The organism is Lysinibacillus sp. fkY74-1 (assembly GCF_053165895.1).
In genome coordinates, this window is sequence record NZ_CP170173.1 from 2,675,061 (window position 1) to 2,697,792 (window position 22,732).

The 22,732-nt window shown below is 35.7% G+C and carries 17 protein-coding genes; 5 read left to right on the forward strand and 12 right to left on the reverse strand.

Annotation, left to right across the window (positions count from 1 at the left end; all coding sequences use genetic code 11):
• Positions 1–12 precede the first annotated feature (12 nt).
• A complete protein-coding gene (locus ACE1MS_RS13165; protein WP_198696000.1) occupies positions 13–1,227 on the forward strand; it encodes an aminotransferase class V-fold PLP-dependent enzyme in 1,215 nt (404 codons plus the stop codon).
• A 22-nt stretch (positions 1,228–1,249) separates the two neighbouring features.
• Here ACE1MS_RS13165 and ACE1MS_RS13170 read toward each other — a convergent pair whose 3' ends face one another.
• The 5 genes from ACE1MS_RS13170 to ACE1MS_RS13190 all read right to left on the reverse strand — a co-directional run bounded on the left by ACE1MS_RS13170 (position 1,250) and on the right by ACE1MS_RS13190 (position 5,226).
• Positions 1,250–2,023 (reverse strand): IclR family transcriptional regulator, encoded by a 774-nt coding sequence (locus tag ACE1MS_RS13170; RefSeq protein ID WP_012294856.1) that lies wholly within the window; start codon positions 2,021–2,023, stop codon positions 1,250–1,252.
• 316 nt (positions 2,024–2,339) lie between these two features.
• A complete protein-coding gene (locus tag ACE1MS_RS13175) occupies positions 2,340–2,774 on the reverse strand; it encodes a MarR family winged helix-turn-helix transcriptional regulator (RefSeq protein WP_031417081.1) in 435 nt (144 codons plus the stop codon).
• 25 nt (positions 2,775–2,799) lie between these two features.
• Positions 2,800–3,555, reverse strand: a complete 756-nt coding sequence (locus ACE1MS_RS13180) for an SDR family NAD(P)-dependent oxidoreductase (protein ID WP_012294858.1) — start codon at positions 3,553–3,555, stop codon at positions 2,800–2,802.
• A gap of 173 nt (positions 3,556–3,728) precedes the next feature.
• Positions 3,729–4,733, reverse strand: coding sequence for an anti sigma factor C-terminal domain-containing protein (locus ACE1MS_RS13185; RefSeq protein WP_239069381.1), 1,005 nt, complete (start codon positions 4,731–4,733; stop codon positions 3,729–3,731).
• Positions 4,723–5,226 carry an RNA polymerase sigma factor gene (locus ACE1MS_RS13190; RefSeq protein ID WP_031417078.1) on the reverse strand — a complete coding sequence of 168 codons (504 nt, stop codon included), beginning with the start codon at positions 5,224–5,226 and terminating at the stop codon, positions 4,723–4,725. The genes ACE1MS_RS13185 and ACE1MS_RS13190 overlap by 11 nt, the downstream gene beginning before the upstream one ends.
• Before the next feature lie 197 nt (positions 5,227–5,423).
• Between ACE1MS_RS13190 and ACE1MS_RS13195 the strand changes: the two genes are divergently transcribed.
• Complete coding sequence (locus ACE1MS_RS13195; protein ID WP_031417077.1) at positions 5,424–5,792, forward strand: hypothetical protein; 369 nt, start codon at positions 5,424–5,426, stop codon at positions 5,790–5,792.
• 180 nt (positions 5,793–5,972) lie between these two features.
• Here ACE1MS_RS13195 and ACE1MS_RS13200 read toward each other — a convergent pair whose 3' ends face one another.
• Positions 5,973–7,706 (reverse strand): ABC transporter ATP-binding protein, encoded by a 1,734-nt coding sequence (locus tag ACE1MS_RS13200; protein WP_012294860.1) that lies wholly within the window; start codon positions 7,704–7,706, stop codon positions 5,973–5,975.
• Positions 7,703–9,445 carry an ABC transporter ATP-binding protein gene (locus tag ACE1MS_RS13205; protein ID WP_031417076.1) on the reverse strand — a complete coding sequence of 581 codons (1,743 nt, stop codon included), beginning with the start codon at positions 9,443–9,445 and terminating at the stop codon, positions 7,703–7,705. The genes ACE1MS_RS13200 and ACE1MS_RS13205 overlap by 4 nt, the downstream gene beginning before the upstream one ends.
• A gap of 892 nt (positions 9,446–10,337) precedes the next feature.
• On the opposite strand from ACE1MS_RS13205, the gene crcB reads away from it, so the two are divergent.
• The 3 genes from crcB to ACE1MS_RS13220 are packed head-to-tail and all read left to right on the forward strand — an operon-like array spanning position 10,338 to position 11,388.
• Positions 10,338–10,700, forward strand: coding sequence for a fluoride efflux transporter CrcB (gene crcB, locus ACE1MS_RS13210; RefSeq protein ID WP_036161984.1), 363 nt, complete (start codon positions 10,338–10,340; stop codon positions 10,698–10,700).
• Positions 10,697–11,026 (forward strand): fluoride efflux transporter FluC, encoded by a 330-nt coding sequence (locus ACE1MS_RS13215; RefSeq protein ID WP_012294862.1) that lies wholly within the window; start codon positions 10,697–10,699, stop codon positions 11,024–11,026. Before crcB ends, ACE1MS_RS13215 begins: the two co-directional genes overlap by 4 nt.
• A 14-nt stretch (positions 11,027–11,040) precedes the next feature.
• On the forward strand, positions 11,041–11,388 hold the full coding sequence (locus ACE1MS_RS13220) for a hypothetical protein (protein ID WP_012294863.1): 348 nt from the start codon (positions 11,041–11,043) through the stop codon (positions 11,386–11,388).
• A gap of 324 nt (positions 11,389–11,712) precedes the next feature.
• Here ACE1MS_RS13220 and ACE1MS_RS13225 read toward each other — a convergent pair whose 3' ends face one another.
• The 5 genes from ACE1MS_RS13225 to ACE1MS_RS13245 are packed head-to-tail and all read right to left on the reverse strand — an operon-like array spanning position 11,713 to position 22,725.
• A complete protein-coding gene (locus ACE1MS_RS13225) occupies positions 11,713–12,465 on the reverse strand; it encodes a class I SAM-dependent methyltransferase (RefSeq protein WP_031416151.1) in 753 nt (250 codons plus the stop codon).
• A gap of 14 nt (positions 12,466–12,479) precedes the next feature.
• Positions 12,480–13,868, reverse strand: a complete 1,389-nt coding sequence (gene kamA, locus ACE1MS_RS13230) for a lysine 2,3-aminomutase (RefSeq protein WP_012294865.1) — start codon at positions 13,866–13,868, stop codon at positions 12,480–12,482.
• Positions 13,858–14,646 (reverse strand): thioesterase II family protein, encoded by a 789-nt coding sequence (locus tag ACE1MS_RS13235; RefSeq protein WP_031416153.1) that lies wholly within the window; start codon positions 14,644–14,646, stop codon positions 13,858–13,860. The genes kamA and ACE1MS_RS13235 overlap by 11 nt, the downstream gene beginning before the upstream one ends.
• Before the next feature lie 2 nt (positions 14,647–14,648).
• The gene (locus ACE1MS_RS13240; RefSeq protein ID WP_447402403.1) at positions 14,649–17,846 is read right to left on the reverse strand and encodes a condensation domain-containing protein; all 3,198 of its coding nucleotides are present in this window, start codon (positions 17,844–17,846) and stop codon (positions 14,649–14,651) included.
• Between the two features lie 22 nt (positions 17,847–17,868).
• Complete coding sequence (locus ACE1MS_RS13245) at positions 17,869–22,725, reverse strand: non-ribosomal peptide synthetase (protein WP_099805339.1); 4,857 nt, start codon at positions 22,723–22,725, stop codon at positions 17,869–17,871.
• Between the last annotated feature and the right edge of the window lie 7 nt (positions 22,726–22,732).

Genomic DNA, 22,732 nt, shown 5'->3' on the forward strand with positions numbered 1-22,732 from the left:
CTGGTGCATGCAATGATAAATATGAGGACCATTCAAAAGGATATGCCCCTTCTAGCGCAATATATTTATTTGAATACAGCTGCCGCTTCTGCCATGCCTCAGCCTGTAGTGAATGTGATGACAAGTTACCTTCAAAAACAGGCAAGTATCGGCCCCTATTTACCTTCTTTTCGGAAAGAAACGTATGAACAGGTGGAGCAAATTCGGGAAAAAACAGCTTTATTTATCGGTGCAAGAAAAGAAGAAATTGCCTTTGTACCAAATGGTTCAATGGCGATTAATTATATTTCAGGAGGCTTAGATTGGAAAATAGATGATGAGGTGATTGTACTTGATACTGAAATGTTAAGTAACCATGTACCTTGGCTTGCCCTTCAGCAACGAGGGGTTCGCTTAAAAGTTTTGAAAACGAATACGGACTATATGGTGGACTTACAAGAGCTTAAACAGCTCATCACGCCTCATACAAGATTAATAGCCTTTGCCCACATGTCAAACGCGGCTGGTGCTCTTCAGCCAGCAAAGGAAATCTGTGAGCTTGCCCAGCAATACAGTGTGCTTACGTTAATTAATGCCAATCAAACAGTGGGTTTACTCCCTATCGATGTGGCAGAGCTAGGCTGTGATTTTTTAGTTGCTAGTGGGCGAAAATGGCTACGTGGTCCAGAAGGCTCTGGTCTTTTATATGTAAGACAAGCTCTGATTTCAACCATTGATCCCATTATAATCGGCTGGGGTAGCACTAACTGGGATTATGAAAACAACGATTATTCATTTGTTGAAACAGCTAAACGTTTTGAGCCAGGCTGTCCTGTTATTCCAAGTATATTAGGGTTAGGGGCGGCCATCGATTACGCAAATGCCATTGGTATACAACTGATCTATCAGCGTGTTCAACAGCTGACGAAGTATTTAATAGAGCAGCTTAAAACGATTCCAGGCATTGTCCTCTATGGCCCTCAAAATAGTGAATATCGATTATCGGTTACACCGTTTAATATTGAGGGAATATCTCCAGATGATGTGACAAATTTTTTAGCGGATCGAGGCATCATTATAGAAGCTGGGACATTTATGGCTAATACCATCATGGAGCGCAATCATATTCGTAAAATGGCTCGCTTATCTCCTCATTATTTTAATACGTTTGAAGAAATCGATAGCGCCGTATCCAGCATCAAGGAATTTATAGAACTAACCAAAACAAAGGCCCAAGACAGTCATTAACTATCTCGGGCTCTTTTTCACCCTATTCTTGGTACAATTTAAAGCTATATTGATCAAAATATCGCTGAATATTCATCGCGCCATACTGAAGAACATTAATCATTTCAGGTAGCTTTTCCTCCGTTGGTTTTCGATAAATAGGACCTGCAATTGTTAGTGAAGCAATCACCTCTTTTTTGCTATTAAAAAGAGGGACCCCTACCCCAAATACCGAGTGAGAATATTCTCCCGTCGTAAAGCACCAGCCTTGCTGTTGAATTTTCTCTAAGTCCGCTAACATTTGATCTGGATCTGTAATTGTTTCCGGTGTTACTTTTTTCATGCCATGATCCATTATCTCTTTTTTCTTCTCATCTGGAAGAAAAGCCATGATTGTTTTACAGGATGCTCCGATATGTAAAGGTGTGCGTGTGCCAATCGACACAGAAAACTTAATAGTTTGAGAACTTTCTGCAATCTCTACCGTCACACCATCTGTGCCATCTAGCCATGTTAAAAATACGGATTCCTTAATGGCTTCAGCTAGATTTTTCATAATCGGTAACACAAAATCAGAAAGATTTAATTTATCCTTTACCATTTGACCGTACTCTAGAAAACGAAGTCCAAGTTCATACTTCTTTGTTTCAGGGTGTTGAATTAGAAAACCCTGATGTTCAAATGTTGCTAATATCCTATAAATAATAGAGTGGCTAATGTTCATTTCTTTCGCTAATTCTCGAACACCCCAAGTAGGATTTTCTTTATTAAAATATTTTAGAACCTCTAATGAGTTATCTAATGTTTTTAATGTCATTTTACACCTCATATGTCTCTATAATAGAACCGTAATTGTATTATAAAATGAAGGCGGACAATTTTCAATAAATTCAACTATTTTACAATTAGATGTAAAACGATTAGGTGACCGGTTGAACTTCTAGCTGGCTTACTTTCATTCTAATTGGCTGTCTTGAGCGTATGCCTTCATCTTCATATGGGACCCCCATTAATAAACAAAATATTACCTATTATTTTTAGCATAAATAACCAATAAAAAAATCAACCCACCTCCATAAAATTAATCGAGGTGAGTTGATCTGGATAGATCTTCTTACATGAAACAACTTTTTCTATTCATTTTTATTTTGAATGCCCTGTACTAGCTTCTCTTGAATCTGTAAATACTGGGCAATTTCTGTATCATCTAATACTTCAAATAGTTGTACAAAGACTTCTTTCCCTATGGATTGAGCCTTTGATAAGGCTATTTTTCCCTCATCGGTAATGTCAAGGCGAATAGTGCGGCGATCAGATGGATCATACAGCCTTTCTGCTAAGCCAAGTTTGACTAATTTTTCAGCAATGCTTGTCATTGCTCCTTTTGTATACCCAATGGTTTCAGCTAGTTCAGCCTGTTTTTGAGGGCCTTTTACATGTAGCTCATTTAATACTAAAATCGGTGAAATTCCTAATGGATAAGGAAACGCTTTTGTAAAACGAATAATATTGGCGTTATTCACCTGTTCAATCATATGAATCAATTTAAAAATACTTGTCTGTTTCAAAAAATTCCTCCTCAAACGCCTAGGATTAATGAAGCATTAATGAACCACCATCTACCATAATCGTTTGACCTGTAATGTATTGTGAATCGTCGGAAGCTAAGAAGACAGCTACTCGTCCAATATCCTGTTCAATATGCCCAAAACGACCTAGTGGGATTTTACTTCTCACTGCTTCATAATACTCTGGCTGTGCTTTTGCCCATGCTTGTACACCTGGTGAATCTGCAAGTGGGCTAATGATATTGACGTTAATACCAAATCTGCCCCATTCATTTGCAGCAACTCGAGAAATGCCTCGGATCGCTTCCTTAGCAGCAGCATAGGCTGCCTGTGTCTCATGGCCTTGAATACCTGCCCCAGATGCAAAATTAATAATATTACCTTGTGTTTCTTTTAAATGTGGTAATGCCGCTTGCATTAAATAGAATGTCGGATAGAAACCTGTTCCAAAAGATAAGTCAAGATCCGCTTGTGTTGTTTCTTCTATTGTAACTTGTTTCGCAGCATGAGCGTTATTAACTAGCACATCTAGTTTACCGTATTTTTCTACAACTGTATCAATAATTTTTGGTAATTGATCCCGTTCCATTAAATTTGCTTGCAAAAACATAGACTTCGGAGAAATTTGTTGTAACTCTTTCTCCATTGCTTCGCCTGCTTCTGCATTTAAGTCAACAATCGTGACAATGGCACCTTCCTTTGCCATTGCTTTAGCCATACCACTACCAATACCACCTGCACCACCAGTAATAATGACTACTTTGTTATCTAATTTACCCATTCATAACACATCTCCTTCATGTCTATTTAAATATAGTTTAACATTAAACTATTTATTTTTAAACTAATTAACTTCAGATAAAAAGCCTATTCTGGAGAAGAGTTAATCCAAAATAAGCTTTTCTAAAATTGATCTTTCCTACATGATTGTACCGATTACTCTTTTCGAGCTCTCTATTTCTGATTTGATATTACACCAAATATAGACCCTTTAATGTATGTTTGTCCTTGTAATGACTGCAACTGCTCTGGTGTACCAGTTACTACAGCCCCAGTTATTTTCACATCACTTTTCTCCAAGGTTCCATTTTCTCCTACTAAAGCTTGATAAACCTGGTTTGTTTCCCACTCAAAGTTCTTGCTTTTGCGAAGAAGCTCAATATTTCGAATAAAGGTCTCAACCTCGTCGTTTGAAGAGCGTCGGGGTTTTGGTTGGGATTGCTCTGATTGGAAGCCGTAAATGTATGAGTCATTGGCTGAAATAGTATTCTGTCCTTGCTTAAAAAAATCTAGAGTATCATCTGTATATGCATCCACCCACCACCAATCTACTTGTACTTCAGAAGGAAGCTTGCTTTTAATTTCACCAAAACTATAGGCATCATCAAAAGAAATAGCTAATTCTACTAAAGTATTTTTCTCCAATTGATTCAGTTCACTAATATTATCTTTATAATGGTCGTAAGAAATTTTTGGATGATAAAAAAACATTTCTCGATCACCTGTGTAGTCATTAAACCTTTCGATTTGATATGTTTCTGCCAGTGATTCTGAACCTTCTATTTGGATGGGGCTAGAAGTGGCAGTTCGTGTAAGCGTTCCAAATAGATTATAATTGCTTTTAATAGGCTTCCAAATATATGGCCGATGCTGAACTCCAAGCACCTTATAGGTTGTTATTGCTATTTTCCCTCCCAACAAATTATCGTCATAAACCTGATTACTAATTTGGACATTTGGCGCACTTATTTCGTTAAATAAATGAATATCATCCATTACTTTTTGCGCACTATTTAACGATAAAGTCCTCAGCCCATACCATAATGCTATTAGCACAATGGGTGTAACGACCAATGTAACCCCAATCATTTTGACTGTTGACCAAAACCTTGCCTTTCTCATTATTTTTTTCGTTTTTTTATCATCAAACAAAAATTCATTTTCTTCATTATTCATCATGAATATCCTCCTTAAATCGTTCCGTAAATTCTTCTCTAGCACGTCTGACATGCGTTTTTAGTGTGTTTTCATTCTTATTCATCAAGGCTGATATTTCCTTATACGATAATCCCAACTCATATTTCAAGATTAGTAATTCCTGATGCAAAATGGATAATGTTTCTAATGTGTTCTGTATGTCCTTTAATTTTTCTTTTTTTAGCATCTGGATCTCAGGAATATGAATTAATGAAGTCAATTGAACTTCATCTAATTCTGTTGTTGGATGACGTGTTTCTTTTCTTTTGAGATCATAAAATTGATTGGTTGCTACACGATATAACCAACTCATTACTTTGTCTGACTGAATTCCATTTTTATGTAATAAAAATTTATAACATGTATCTTGGACGATATCTTCTGCATCCTCATGGGCTAATCCACGTTTTCTCAAATAACGATATAGCAAAGTTCCTGCTTGCTGTAAAAACGCATTCATTGATTGCTTTACCATGTCCACCTCCCTTCTGCCTATACAACGCAGAACTCCATGAAAAGTTTACATATTACAAAAAGTTCCCATTAAATATTTTAGTTTAATGAAAACAAACAACATTTATTTTCAAATACATCCAAGCATCATTTTTATTTGACACGAATATACTGTAGCAGCTAGCTAAGTTCACTTTCAGGAAGGGAGTTGTTAAAAAAATGGGTGCTAAATGGATTAAGCTCTCAGTCTTGTATTTATTGATTGTTTTTGCTTTTGGACTGTTTATGCATTATACTGTTCAACTTCAATGGAAAACGACACATGCTCATATTGGTGTGGTAGGTTGGCTGACTACTGGATTCATAGGTTTCATTTATTCGACTTATAAAGATGCTGCGGAAACAGGTCTCGCCAAAGCACAGTTCTGGCTATACAATATTGGCCTACCATTCCTATTAGTTGGCATGATGATGGTCTATCTAGATGTGCCAAGGTGGTTATTTGAGCTATTCGTTTCTGGTGGTGGCATTGCCGTAGCCCTTTCCGTCTTATTATTCTTTATCAATGTCTTGAAATATGTGAAATGAATAAAATACCCTAATTTAATAGAAGTTAGACTATAGATCAAACCTAAAACGTTTGAGCTGCCTATAGTCTTTCTTTTTTCTTTTCCATGAGCGTCTTGAGAGAAAATGACAAAAGCCATCGAGAATGCATTCTCGATGGCTCCTATCTACGGTCTGACCCGCAAGATTTTATTATTTAAATTATTGTAAGGAATTGGCTTGCATTTGATACATCTTTTCATAAATACCGCCAAGCTCAAGCAATTCATCATGTGTGCCATTCTCGACAATTCTCCCTCGATCTAGCACTAGGATTCGATCTGCGTTTTTAATCGTAGAAAGTCGGTGGGCAATAATAAACGTTGTCCGTCCTTTTTTCAGGACATCCATTGCATGCTGAATAATTTCCTCTGTCTCTGTATCAATATTGGATGTTGCTTCATCCAGTATTAAAATAGCAGGATCGAAGGCAAGTGCTCTTGCAAAGGAAATGAGCTGACGTTGTCCTGAAGATAATGTGCTTCCTTTCTCGATTACAGGCTCATCATATCCGTTTGGCAAATTCGCTAAAACACGTTCTCCTCCAACAGCATTCAAAGAATCTTTAATCTTCTCTGGAGAAATGTTTGGATTATTTAAGCTCACATTGGAGGCAATGGTTCCTGTGAATAAATAAGGATCTTGAAGCACAATTCCCATATGCTCCCGCATTGTTTGTCGAGGAACAGATGTAATATCAATGCCATCAATGGAAATCTTACCTTTCGATGGATCATAGAAGCGGAACAATAAATTCATAATCGAACTTTTCCCTGAGCCTGTATGACCAACTAAGGCAATAGTTTCGCCTTGATGTGCCTCGAATGATAGGTTCTTAAGTACATATTCATTATCTTTATAAGCAAATGAAACATCCTCGAAAAGGACATTGCCCTTATATCTTGGTAAACTTTTTTCTGAGACAGGCTCACCATCTGTATCTAGCACCTCAAACACCCGTTTCCCTGCAATAAGGGATCGTTCAAGCTGAGAAAATTGGTTCACGATATTCGTAATAGGATTAAATAGCTTTGTTAAATAATCGACAAACGCATATAATGTCCCCGCTGAAATGATTTCTGTGGCTGTGTATGATTGTGTACCAAAATAGACAATAAAGACAGTAAACATAATAAGCCTTAAAGTATTGACAAGGTTAAAGGAAGTAGCGGAATCAAGAACTAACAGCTTTCGCTCATATGCGTAATGCTCGTTATTCATATCATCAAATTCCTTTGTCATTTGTTGCTCACGTCGGAATGCTTGAATAATTGTCATCCCCTGGATAGATTCATTGATCATGGCATTAATATCAGCAATTTTCGTACGGATAACATCATTATATTTGGAAGCAACTTTTCGATATAAAATCATCCATAAATACACAATAGGAATCATCGTTAAAGCAAGCATTGCCATTTTCCAATTTAAAATAAAGAGTGCTATATAAACGCCAAAAATGGATATGAAACTCGTCACAAAATTGGAGAGTACCTGTACATATAAATTCCGAACCGCCTCTGTATCATTTGTAACACGCGCAACAATTTTGCCAGCTGGTAGATTGTCAAAGTACTGGATCGGTAAAGTTTGTATATGCTCAAAAACATCTTTACGTAATTTTTGAACAACCCGATTTGCACCAATTTGTAAATAAATATACATAAAATAGCGTAATATCGCCGTAGCAATAGCTAATAGTAAATAAACAATTAGCAACCACGTAATCGGTTTGATTTCAATATGACCAATCGTCATGTAATTATCAATAATATGTTTAGCAATAAATGGCCCAACAAGCTCCGTAAAAACGGCGATTGTCAGGAAGAATAAGCCTAGAAAAATAGGCTTTTTAAAATACATTGCATAGCGCATTAAACGTTGACTCGTACTCATGAGGCACCTCCTTCTAGCTGCTGACGGTCAAATTGCTCCTTGTACCATCCTTGTCGTGAAAGAAGTTCCTCATGTGTTCCTTGCTCAACAACTTGCCCATCATCCAACACGATAATAATATCAGCATGTTGAATACCCGATAATCGGTGTGTGGTAATAATCGTTGTTTTTCCATCACGCTCTCGCTGAATATTTTCAATAATTCTTGCCTCTGTCTTCGCATCAACAGCAGACAGTGAATCATCAAGCATTAAAATTTCAGGGTCCTTAATTAGCGCACGAGCAATAGATACACGTTGCTTTTGACCGCCTGAAAGAGATACACCTTTTTCGCCTACAAGCGTTTCAAGACCCATTGGTAGATTTTCTAAATCCTTTTCAAAATATGCAGCCCGTATCGCCTGCTGTAATTCTGCCTGCGTCGCATCTTCTTTCCCGAATAATATATTTTCACGAATGGTACGGGAGAATAACACATGATCTTGTGGAACATAGCCAATCCAATCAAGAATTTGCTCCTTCGTTTGAGCAGTAATATCAATACCGTCAATGGAAAGCTGTCCCTGACCGATTGGATATTCTCGTAATAATTGACGGAGGAAGGTAGTTTTCCCGGCGCCAGTTTTTCCAACAATTCCAAGTGTTTGCCCTTTTTTCAATGACAGTGAAATTTGTTGTAGGTTTTTCACTTGGCTCATAGGATATTGGAAAGTTAAATCATCAAAGCCAATTGCTTTAGGTGTCGCAATCATTTGTGGATTCGGAATATTTCGAACATCCGCCTCGTAGTTTAACGTTTCCTGCACACGATCGAGTGATGCATTCCCTTGTTGCATGACATTGATCAGCTCGCCAATGGCAAATATTGGCCAAACCGCTAATCCTAAATAGACATTAAAGGTTACAAGTTGCCCTACTGTCATGGCCTCTGTCGCTACTAAATGAGCACCATACCCAAGCGCAACAACATAACTGATTCCTGTACCCACTTTAGTAATAGGGCCAAATAAAGCGTTAATTTTAGCTGTATGAATATTTTTTGCATAAACGATTTCACTCATATCCGCAAAATTAGCCTCATCCTTTTTTTCCTGCACATAGGCACGCACTACTCGCACACCTGCTACTGATTCAAGGACACTATCGTTCAATTCCCCAAAAGAATCCTGAGCCTTCATATAACGTTCATGTACAATTTTCCCTAAATATTGAATGAGGATGGCCATAATAGGAACTGGTAGCATGGCAAATAGTGTTAACTTCCAAGAAATCATATAACCCATCGCAAAAATGATAAACCCCATATAAATCGTTGAGTCAATCAACGTCATGATCCCAAACCCAGCAGTAGTGGAAACGGCATTTAAGTCATTTGTTGCCCGAGCCATTAAATCCCCTGTGCGATTTTTTTCATAAAAGGTTGGAGTCATACGTAAAAAATGCTGCATCAAATTTCGACGTAAAATTTTTTCAAGGTTAATAGCCCCTTCAAATAGTCGGAATTGCCACACAAAATTCAGCAGATAGCCCCCAATAATGATCCCGATAAAAATAAACACATACTTTGTTAAAATTGCTGGCGTCATTTCACCTGCTGTCAAAATATCAATAATTGAGCCCAGTAAATATGGAGGAACAACCTCTAACCCACTAGCAATCATCAATAGCACAATCGCGACTGTATATTGTTTCCAATAGCGTTTAAAGAACCAGCCTAATTTACTTAAAACATCAAACATACATAATTACCTTCTTTCTTCCGTGCTGTTGTGGCATTGCTACCCACTTTCTAGAAATTCCTTTTTGAAAATCATTCGACGTACAGTGTTTCGCATAAACATACACTCCTTTTTTGAATTTTACTATAACCTTTTTAGGCACCAAAAAAGACACATACCCCTCAAAAGAGCATGTGTCTCTTATAAAAGGCCGGATGAAATCCATACCTTTGTGTGCAATCTTAAATAAGCGTTAGGCATGGACAATGTATGTAGCTGTGATTAAATATGATACTGATAAAATTAACATTGTCATGCCCTCCTTTAGTTTATTTGTTATAGTGTTCTTGAAGATTATCACACTATAGAAATAATTGTCAACTATCACACTGTTATTTTTTATCATTTCCGGAAAATAGTTAACGCTTTAAAGCACTAAAATACAATTTTACACCTATGCTCAAAAGGAAAGCATGTTCGACATTTATTACTTTTAACATTACATCATTTTTTTAAAGCTGACATTAACCTAAAGTCTGAAATGAGCAGCCCCAAAAATGCTGCTACGCGCTCAGCATTCGGATAAACCGTAAGCGATGTTTTATGATGTATTTCCTATCACTTTTTTTAGCTAGAATCTCGACTACACTTTCTCTCAAAACCTGCTGTAAATCTATTTTTATATACTATATTTATATATTATTTTGTTACAACAAAATCGTTCACCCTACTAATAGTACTAGCTATAAACTAGCTAAGTAATTAAATAATAATTAGAGACATATTCGTTCATTTGTTAGCATTGAAAGTTGAAAACTCGATTTAATAAAATTCCCAACATCGAAATATTTCTAAAATTTTCTTCTCGTGATACACTTTTTAATAATAGTCATTTTAGTAAGGGGTCTTTACGTTGAAATCATTTTTCACTGTTGGGATTGGTGGCATTCTTGGAGCCATTTGCCGGTATGGACTGAGTCTTGCCATTCCAAACTCGGAAGGATTTCCATCCACAACATTATTGATAAATTTACTTGGCTGCTTTTGCCTAGCATGGCTTTTCACTACTTTTACAAAGCGCACACCTATTGTCCTTGGGATTGGCACTGGTTTTTGTGGGGCCTTTACAACCTATTCGACATTTTCCTTAGAGACATTATTACTCGTTCAACAAAATGAGTGGCTCCTAGCAGTTCTCTATGTTGTCATAAGTATTGCTGGTGGTTTATTCTGCGCCTGGCTGGGTATACGACTAGCAAGGGGGCGACTGGCATGATTCTTGTTGGAATTGGAGGATTTTTAGGCGCCATTTCAAGGTTTTATTTAGGTAAATTATTGGCCCATCCTTATCCGTGGGCAACTTTTATCATCAATTGTACAGGTTCCTTTGCACTCGGTCTTGTTTTTGCCCTCCATCTCCATGATTGGTTATGGCAGCTGATCGGCATTGGTTTTTTAGGAGCCTATACGACATTTTCAACTTTTGGATTTGAATCATTACAGCTAATTGAACAGCAAAAATGGGGGCAAGTTATAGGCTATATAGCTAGTACCCTGTTGTTTGGCATACTATTTGCCACTATTGGTTTTATAGCCGTGTAAAAGAGGTGATATGAATGACACAGCTATCCAAAGAGCTACTACTAGAATTGGAACTTGAAATTGAACAAGCACTATATTCCCTAATCGACCTAGAATTAGCAGAAAATTATGCAGCTATGAATAGACAATTTGCTCAATTACTGGCAAAGGTTCAGGCAGCACAGCTAATCGATTATAAGCTTGATGTTCTCGTAGAGCCTCAAGCCTTTGCAACGGAGACTTGTATTCTACTACAAAGCTTAATAGAAGCGAAGGCAAGGCCTAATAAGCGACATAGATTATTAACACATCGGATGATATTAAAAATATGGTTACGTAAAAATCAACGATTCATGAGGGAATTTTTACCTCAAATGTTTTAGGCGTCTCTTAGTTTTATAAGGGCGCCTCTTTTAAATGTATAGGTTCTTTTATTTTCCCATCTACTGTCGAATTAAATACAGTTGTCTATTGTAAATCTTAGCCTTTTTCCTTCTGTCATCATGTGCAGTTGAATGACGTGTTTTACCTCAAAACTTGACCCAATGTATTCTTTTGCCCTTGACCTACTGAAAACGAATCCCATACTACTTTCAACAAAAAAAGAAAAAGTTCGATTTGGTAAACAAATCGTTTACCAATCGAACTTTTAAGGACTTGAAGAACAAACACTTTTTATTGCGGGGTTCTTTCATTATTAAGTGCTATTATTTTATTGCTTCATACGTAAATACCTGTGAACCATCTGTTGGATATTTATTATACTCATAATCTGAAGAAATTGTTACATCCTTAAATCCAATATCTTGTAAAATTCCTCTAAACTCTTCTACTCCATACCACTTTAACGGGAAGATCTCTAACTCAGTATCAATTAGTTTAGTGTTTTCCCATTTCTGATATTTATTGTGAGTAATCGTAAATTGATTAATGTAATCCACATCTACCAATACTTCCTCCAATGTTATAGAGTCACCGTCTTGATTCTTAAATACTCTAGTTGAAACATACCCCTTCTCAAACGAATCAGGAAGGAAAGTGTCTACTATTAAACGGCCTCCATCCTCTAAATGATCATAAAAACACTTTAAGGCTTTTAAAGAATCTTCTCTTTGATGTAATAATAGGAATGAACCAGTCGGAATAATAATCGCCTCATATTTTTGTTCCAAAGAAAAATTGCACATATTTAATGAATATAGATTTGGTGTAAGCTCACTTTCTGCACAATTTTTTTTGCATAATTGTAACATGTCATCAGAAAGATCAAAACCTTCAATATTTAGTCCTTTATGCAATAAAGGTATTAGGATACGACCATTACCAACGGCAGGCTCTAATATCTTTCCCTTTACACCTTCTAACCTTTTTGAATAATACTCTACATCTCCAAATGATTTACCAATATATTTATCTATATCATATAATTCTGTAGATAAACTACCATAAAAGCTTACCATCACGATTCCCCTATCTAACATTTATTTGTTTTCTGTGCTTGTAATATTTTCTTTTGTTTTAACACATCTCTATTTTCTCTTTTATCCTTTAATGTCTCCGCTCCCTCTTCTTTATATCTTTCTCTTAATTTATATCGTCGAAGATTTGTAGGAACTAAGCTTTTCGAAGGTTCAGTCTCTAAAAGCTTTGAAACGCCTGTTGAGTCATATGATTTTAAATCATAAACCTCAGAAAAATAACTATCGGCTGTACCTGATTCATAGTGCTTTATCTCTGGATAAGAAGAAATAACGCCTTCATAATTTCTTAAAACTACTTTCTCAGGACTCTGGGAAATTATATAATTTGGTTGTAACGCTATCTTCCCACCTCCGTTTGGTGCATCTACCACGAATGTTGGCACAGCATAACCAGAAGTATGTCCTCTTAAAGATTCAATTATTTCCAATCCTTTAGAAATAGGTGCTCTAAAATGGCTAATCCCCTCAGACAGGTCACACTGATAAATATAATATGGTCTAACTCGGATTTTCACTAAATCATGCACTAATTTTTTCATTATTGGCACACTATCATTTATCCCTGTCAGTATAACAGACTGATTCCCCACTGGAACCCCCGCATTGACTAACTTCTCGCAGGCTTCTTTCGCCTCATCAGTTAACTCGATCGACGTATTAAAGTGTGTATTTAGCCATACAGGATGATATTTTTTTAGAATCGAACACAACTCAGTCGTTATTCTTTGAGGAAATACGACTGGTGCTCTAGTACCAATTCGAATTATTTCAACATGCGGTATATCTCTTAAACTGCTTAAAATATATTCAAGAATTTTATCGTTAATTAATAAGGCATCTCCGCCAGACAATAAAACGTCTCTAATTTCTTCATTATTCCTAATGTAATCAATAGCTCTATCAAGCTGCTTTTTAGGTACTGCCATTCCCACCTGTCCAGAAAATCTTCTTCTTGTACAATATCGACAATACATGGAGCATTGGTTGGTAACTAGGAACAATACTCTATCAGGATACCTGTGAGTTATACCTGGTACAGGGGAATCTTCATCTTCATCCAATGGATCCTCTAGATCATAGTGACTCTTCATAATTTCAGCAGATAATGGCACTGACTGCATACGTATTGGACATCGTACATCATCAGGATTCATTAAAGATGCATAATAAGGAGTTATATTTAAAGGAATCGTTTGTAGAGAAATTTTGACTCCTTCTTCTTCTTCCTCAGTTAAGTTTACAACTTTCTTTAAATCATCTAAAGTTTTAATAGTGTTCGTTAATTGCCAATGCCAATCATCCCATTGCTCTTTGGTAATATCTTTCCAAAGTTCAATTTCCCTATAATGTCTTCTTTCCCCTGGTTTAAGTTTAGTTTGCATGAATCACCCCTCCTTTGATGTTGGTATAAATATTCATGAGTTCCTGTCTCAATTCTTGAGCAGGCTCCTCACTCTCACTCAAGTAAAAATGACCACCATTAAAATACTTACACTTATAGTCATTGAGCGCCATTTTCTCCCACAGTTTAACTTCCCCATCTGGAACTGCTGAATCTTGTGTACCTAACCAAAGTTCCATTGGATAGTTGACCAATGCTTTATCATCGAATTTAAATGTATCGAGCAAATGAAAATCTCTGCCTGTAACATCCACTATTGAATTGAATAGCCTCGAATCAGACTCAAGCTCATTTGGCACTCCACCTAGCCTTCTAATATCTGCTATAATACTTTCCCTCGTTCGCCTCGTAAACGGAGCTTCAGGATGCGTCGCATGATTAGCTACAGTTATGGGGGACCTAGCAGCTGAAATAATTAATTTTTTAATATATTGACTTTTCTCATCCAATAAACTTGATAAAGCATAGACAAATAGTCCTCCCAAACTATGACCAAATAAAACGGCTGGGCGATCAATATAATGAAATACTGTTTTAAATAGATATTCTTTTGCCTCACAAAATGTTGATAGGAAAGGTAAATCATTTGTCATTCCTCTACCAGGTAATTCAAACAAACATACTTCTACATCTTCAGATAAATCTCTCACTAAAGGAACCATTGAAAGTGCTGAACCTCCAGCATGATGAAAACATAGCAATTTTAATTTTGCATGTGGATTTGGGTTATATACTAAATAGCCTTTTTCTTGTTTCATCTTCACAATCTATGACCACCTATTATTTTCATAGCTTCCTCTACTGTAAGCTCGCCTTGTTTCACTTTTTCAAGTACTTCAATTTTGCTGAAAGATGGTATAGTACTTTCTTCAATAGGCTCTGCCTCTTTTCTAGCCGTAATTTCTTCTACAAACCGATTGATAGTTGGATATCGGAAAAGATCACCCACTACAAACTCATAAGAAGGTAACACTTTTCGAAGTAAGTTATATAATTTCAGTACAATTAAAGAGTGGCCACCTTGATCGAATAGACTCCGATTCAACTGTACTTTCTTTCCTAAAACTACTTCCCATGTCTCTCTTACCATATCAACCATATCGCCTGACATTGAGATAGTCGACGTAGCGGTTAATTGATTCAGTAATTCTTCAGCTTGTTTCCTTAGCGACACTCTATCAATCTTGCCATTCGTATTGCGAGGTAGCTTTTCTAATGGAACGATTTCATTCGGAATCGCAAAATCCGGAAGTATCTTTGAAATCCTACTATTAATGGTCTCAATACTTTGGTCTGTCCCACTAACAAAGGCAATTAAAGTATTTTCACCGTTATTACTTGGAAGACAGCTAACAAAGCATTCCATGCCAGGTTGAAGTGATAATAACGCGTTCTCTACTTCACCTAATTCTAATCGATAGCCTCGAATTTTTACTTGCTGATCACTGCGTCCATAAAATTCAATCACTCCATTAGCATTTAATCTTACTAAATCACCAGTCCGGAAGTAGCTAACACCATCCAGAGTATAACAAGTGGAGGTAACGAAACCATCCTCGGTTACATAGCCTTTTGTTACTTGTTTCCCTCCAATGTGTAGTTCGCCTATCATGCCAGGGGCTACAGAATTACCTGATTTATCAACAATTCTCAGCATGGTTCCCGGTAATGGTTTACCTATTGGGCAAAGTCCTGATTTAGAACTATCCTGATTGTTATTACACTTATAAACTAGAGACTCAATTGTACATTCACTTAGACCATAGCCATTATAAAAATTGATACCTTCCCAAAGCATGTCACATATTTCATTCTTTTCTTCAAGTCTGAACGTATCAGCACCTACTACGATTGTTTTTAAATCTTTTAAGACCCTATTTTCTTCATTTAAAAAGTGGATAAATTCCCTTACTAAAACAGGGGTTGACTCTAAAAATGAAATATTATATTTAGCTGCCATTTCTGCTAAATAGGCCATATCAATTCTTTTTTCTTCCTCGCAAATAAACAAATATCCATTCGTTGACCATGCCTTCAGCAAATCACCTAAAAAAACATCCGATGTCCAGCTCCCTAGTTGAAGAACATACTGTTCACTATCAAGGTGATAAAATTGTTTCCAGCTTTGTATGATTTGTAACAACCCTTCTGCTTTTAATGAAACGATTTTAGGTTCTCCTGTACTACCAGAAGTAGAAATATAATATGCCACATCTCCCGGGTTAAACTTGTAGGCCTCACTTATTATTTCTTTCTCATCCGTACTACGTTCAATAATAGCTGGAATGTTATCTAGGAATAATAATGTTTTTGGCTGCAATATCTCTAATGTACGTTTAGTTCTTGCTTCAGGTATACTCGTATCAATAGCACACCATGCAGCGCCTATTGTCCAAGCAGCAAAAATACCGATTGCTGTTTCAATACCTTTTTTTCCTACCAATGCAACAGTATCCCCACTCTGTACTCCTTCTTTGAGTAGTTCATTAGCCACAATATTGATATATCTTTTCACATCTTGATAGCTTAAATTTCTTTGATCATCTGAAATGGCTAAAGAATCTTCCCTGTAGTCTCCTAAAATAGAGTGAATCGAAAAGTTTTCAGACGTTGCAGAAACATCTGTCGTTAAAACATTTTTTAAATATAGCTCTTCGATTTGTGTTAAGTTAATATTTTTAACCAACATATTATTATAGTTATCTATATTTTCAAATATATACTCAAGAGAATCTAGAAGTCTCAGAAGCTCTGTTTGCTCATAACGTTGTTGATCCCAACCTAATCGTAAGCATATGGAGCCTTGTGTAATATTAAATGTTACTGATAAAGGATCAGAGCTTGTTCCATACTGGTGAACCAAATCACCATTCTTTTTATTAGTTAAGCTTCCCTTGAAATTTTGGAAAATGACAGAGGTTTTAAAGATTTCTGTATTTCCAGATACACCACCAAACTGTAATAATTTAGAATACGGAATTCCGCTATTTTCAGAAATATCTTGCAGATGATCCATTGTCTGGAGGCATACTTCTTTTAATGTTAGTTCATCTTCTATACCTATTTTGACTGGTAATGTGTTTATGAGCATCCCGTTCATATCACTCGACTCTAGTAATTGATACGGCCTTAATGCAAAAGTCGAACCTACGTATAGATTATTCGTATGTTGATATCGATTAATCAACACGCCCCATATTGTTAAAGCGACACTTGAAGTAGTCACTCTGTTCTTTATGCTATAGGCATGAAGATTTTCTGCCGCTCTCTTACTTAACTCTTTATCCAAATACTTAAATAATGGTTTTTGACCCATATGTTGCGATTTTTCTATCGCTAATGTTTCTGCTTCAGCTAAATCACTTAACACATTTCCCCAATATTTTTCCAGCCCTTTTTGATACATTGGATCATTAATATAATGTAAATATGGTTCGATATCTGGACGAATTGCTAATGAAGTGACATCCTTATTTAACAGCTTAAAGAAATCCTCAAGTGTCTGAGCAATTGACCAACCATCCATAATAATATGATGATGCACCCATACTAATAGGTTTTTAGAAGGTTTCCAGTTTTGAATAAGGTAAAATTGTTGTGTCTTATTTAGCAACGTTCGCTGTAGCCTACCAATCTCACTTTTAAACCAATTCTCTATATTCATAAATTCATCTTGAATCCATAAATAATTAACCTCTAATACATTAATTTCTTCTACATTGCTTTGAATAATTTGGATTGGTTCTATCTCTTGCTCCCACTCAAATTTTGTTCTTAATGCTGGATTAGCTCTGGCAGTATTTAACCAAGCTTCTTGAATCTCTTTGAATGTAAATGAGTTAGGAATTTCATAAGACAAAATTTGCCAATAAGCTTCTGACGTTGGGTCTTTTAATGTTTCCATTAACATAACTAATTGCAATGGTGTTAACGGGAGTTTTTTTTCATTTTGTACCATTCTACGCTAACCTCCTTCCACATTATTTAAGTATGAGAGACATCTCTGATACCGTAGGGTGTTTCAAAAAGTCTTTCGGAGTAATATCAATACCATTGGTACGCAATTTAGATACTATTTGAAGTGATTTAATGGAATCTCCACCGATTTCAAAAAAGTTATCATCGATACCTATTTCGTTAACCTTTAGCACTTCAGCCCAAACCTCTACAATTGATTTTTCCAGTTCAGTCGTTGGCTCCCTAAATGTATTTTGAGCACCGTCTGCAAGGTATTGTGAAGCTTCTAAGCTAAGTAGTTTTCTGTCTCTTTTTCCGCTAGATGTTAATGGTAATTTTTCTAACTCAACGAACATCGATGGGATATACGTTACTGGTAAGTCTTTAGACACTGCTTTTTTCAAATCATCTCTACTTAGACTATCTTTCACATTTAAAGTGTAGAAGCAGACTAAGCATGGTTTGTTATTTTGATCATGCCCTAATACGACTGCTGTATCGTTAACTTGTGGTTGCTGTATAACACAAGCTTCAATTTCTTCTATCTCAATTCTTACACCGTTTACCTTAACTTGTGAATCTTTTCTTCCTAGAAAATCTATACTGCCATTCGCTGAAATTTTTACCAAATCGCCAGACTTGTAAAAGGTTTTTCCATTTCGCTTTACAAAAACTTTGTTCGTTTCGATTTCATTCTTGAAATAACCTTTTGCTAAAGAAGGTCCTCCAATCATTAATTCACCTGGAAAACCTTTTGGAACTGGTAGCCCGGCTTCATCGACCACTTCCATTTCTACATACGGTAATGGAAAACCAATATTATAATGATCTTTTGTTACCTGTTGAACAGTAACTTCAATTCCCGCCTCAGTTGGACCATATAAATTGAATGCTTCAACTTGTGGTAACAACTCATTTATTTTTTTAGCTAATGGAGCTGGTAGTGCTTCCCCACTTAAATGAAGATACTTTAATGGCAATTTGTAATCTTTTTGAGAGTCCATTTCATTAAGCATTAATTGCAACACAGAAGGGACAAAATGACACAAATCAATTGACTCATTACAAATAAATTTCAATAAACCTAAAGGATCACGATGCAAGTCTTTAGGAGCAACAATTAACGTAGCACCCGTACAAAGGGTATAAAATATTTCCCAAACAGATACATCAAATGTATATGGCGTTTTAAACAATGTTTTATTACCAGGTTTAAGTTTATTTTGGTTTTTTTGCCATTCTATACGTAAAGAAGCCCCTAAATGTGGACATACTACACCTTTCGGCTCACCCGTCGAGCCAGAAGTAAACATAAGATATGCTGGATCATCGACAGAGACAGGTCCCATTGCTTTTACATTATTTTTAACTATATTTTTTTCTAGAGTATTTACAACTTCCCATTCACCATATGGTATTTCATCTATTGTATTTACCATTAAAACCTTTGGATTTAATCGCTCTAATAATTTCTGTGTTCTTGCTATAGGATGCTCCGTATCTAAAGGAACATATACTGCGCCTGCTTTTAGAGCACCTAGTATTACTGCAATGGCATCTATTCCTCTGTCCATATACATAGGCACGTAATCGCCTTTTTCAATACCCATTGATAGCAGTAATGAAGAATATTTTTCTGCTTCTTGATTGAGTTGTTCATATGTTAATGCTCTATCCAGCTCTTGAATGGCAATATAATCCTTATATTTTTTCGCTGCCTCTTCAAATTGACAGTGGAGTGGCTTAGCCTTTTGTAATAGTTTCCCATTATCATTGGAGGATATAATAGAACCTTTAGTAAATGCAGTACCCCATAATTGATCTGGTTCATTAATTAATGAGGCAAGTAAACTCAAATAATTCTTCGCCAGCAATTGAATCTCTACTTCAGTAAAATGGGCAAATGAATATTCTATATGTCCTTTTACTTCTCCATTTTCTACATTGAAGAAACAACTTAAAGGAAATCTTGATCCACCAGTATCTTGCTCGATAAAGCTTGTGTTGATATTCTTTAAATCCATTTCAAGATTCACTTTAAGACTGAATGTATTATTTACTACATCAAGATACTCTCTTTTATCAATGTTAGCCGCAATATCAACAATTGAGAAATCTCCATGAGCAATATTTTCATGAACAGTGTTACTAATTTCAAGCAGGAGCTCTTTAAAAGAGGCCTTTTTATTTAAGGAAAGCGTTAAAGGAACTAAATTAACAAACATTCCAACATCATTTAAATTTTCATTAGTTCTGCCATGATAAGGAATTCCTATCGTTATTGTATCTTGCATGCAATATTTTGCTAAATTTAGTGCCCAAGCAGTTAGTAATATTGTAAACTGACTCAATTTCATTTCCTGTGAAAATTGATCAATTTTTTTACCTAGCTCTCTATGGCTTTCAATCTCTAAAATCTTTCCAATTCTTATATATTCTTCGGATTTCTCTTGAATAGGTAGTTGGGCAAGTTTAAATGCCTTAGATTGCTCAAACCAAAAATCCTTCAAATTTTGATCCTCTGATTTATTAACCAATTTATTGATGTTATTATATAGATTTTCAGAACTACTTGATTTTATGTCATCTATAGTAATTTCCTCATTATAAACTTTAGCTATATTTTGCAGTATATTTTTTAAAGATAAGCCATCACATACAATATGATGAGATACAAGTACAAAAACAGCTCCTGCATTCTCTGTATGAATGATTGCCCCTCTAAACAATAAATCGCTCTCTAACTGGAAAGGCTGATTATAAATTGTCTTTGCAAGAGTGTGCGCCTCCTCCATATTTTTCACCTGTAGGATTTGTATGTGATGATCTACATGCTCTCCTATTTCATCTATATTTCTAATTTTTTGTTCAATTCCATAGGAAGTATTTTCTCTAAAATTCACAAAAAAGGCGGCATTTTTCTTTATGATATTGACAAAGGCGCTATAAAACTTATGTTCATCAAAAAGACCGTTAATCTGAAAAGTAGCGCCTACATTATAAAATGGATTTCCTTCATTTGTTTTCCACAAATACCAAAGACCTTTCTGCATACTCGTTGCAGGAAACCACTCGTTTTGATCAAACATAGTAGGTTCATTATTTGATGATAAGGCTGGTAAAGTAGAAAGAATATCCAATAAATTACAAGGTTTTCTCTGCTGCTGTACTTGCCATGGTAAACAATCAACATTAAACGCTTTTGAAACGTTCATAGCAATTTGTGCTGCGTCTAAGGAATTTCCTCCAACTTCAAATAAATCTGTTTGTGATGAGCATTTTAAGTTTAAGGTAGAAGAAAAAATATCAATAATCTTTTGCAAAGATTCACTTATATTCGTTGAAGATTCAAGTAATTGTTTACTATTAAAATATTCTATATGCTGTTTGTTCAACAATTCACGATCTATTTTACCGTTTCTAGTCAACGGTAAATGTTGATGAAAAATAAGTTGAACGGGTATCATATTTTTAGGCAGCTTCTCTTTCAAATAGCTAAATAGTTCAAGTTCTGAAATCGAGGATTCCTCTTCTAATACAATGGATGCTGTCAATAGCGTATTTGAAGCTATATGTAATGGTAGTGCTATAGCTTGACTTACTCTATTATGTTTTTGAAGAGTACTCTCAATATCCCCTAATTCAATTCTCACTCCATTAATGCTTAATTGAAAATCTTCTCTACCATGGAAATTAAAATTTCCTTGAATATCTCTACTTACAACATCTCCGGTGTTGTAGGCTCTTACATTTTCACCGTCAATTTCTAACTGTTTAAATTTTTCATTTGTCTCATGCGGCAAATTAATATACTCTCGTGCTAATCCATCACCAGATATCCACAGTGTTCCTTTTCTATCTATCTCATGAATGATTTGTAAATTTCGATCTAAAATAAAACACTTTACATAAGGTAAAGCGGAACCAATATGAGGTAGCTTTTTCACCTTGCCATCTGCTCTCTCTACAATCCCAGAAGTACTTACAACAGTCCCTTCACTTGGTCCATAATTGTTTACCACATGAAAAGGTAAATCTTTTGAAGGGTATTTTGTTAGTTTATCTCCCCCTACTAAAAGATATTTTAAAGCTACGTGACTATTATCCCAGTCCAGTTCCATTAGTCGCTCAGCAATAGGGGTAGATACAAATGAATGCGTTACTTGGTGCTTTATCCACGTATTTTTTAGAAGCTCTGGATTAAGTCTTTCATCTAATGTCGTCATATATATAGACGCTCTTGAAGCTATTGCACCCCAAATCTCCCAAATGGAAGCGTCAAATCCAGGTGAAGAGGTTAAAGATACTATTGAATCTTTGGTCACATCAAACGTTTTTGTATGCCAATCGATTAAGCGATTTAAAGAATTCCATTCAACGACTACACCCTTAGGTTTGCCTGTAGTACCTGATGTAAAAACTATATAAGCAGCTGATTTCAAAGAAAAATGAATATTTATGTTAATTTCCTTATGATCCAGATTAAAATGCTGAAGAACATCATCAAGCTTAAAAATGATCTGATCTTGAAAAGCATTTGCCTCATAAATATCTGGATGCGTAATGATGATGCTAGGTTTGATATCGTCAATGATGTTGTCGATTCTGTCCCTTGGTGTTTCTGGATCAATACAAACAATAACCCCACCAGCAATAAATGTTGATAAATGTGCAACAAGAAGAGCAGGTGACCTCCTAAGAACAATTAAAACCTTTTGTTCACAGCCCGGTATAATCCCATTTTCTTGCATAGCGGTTGCTAACTTAAACGATTTATGAGTCAATTGTTTTAAACTGTATTTTTTTTGATTGAACCATAAGCTTTGTCCATCATAGTAATCGATTTCTTCACTAAAAAAACTTTCATAGAAATTTGACATTCTATTA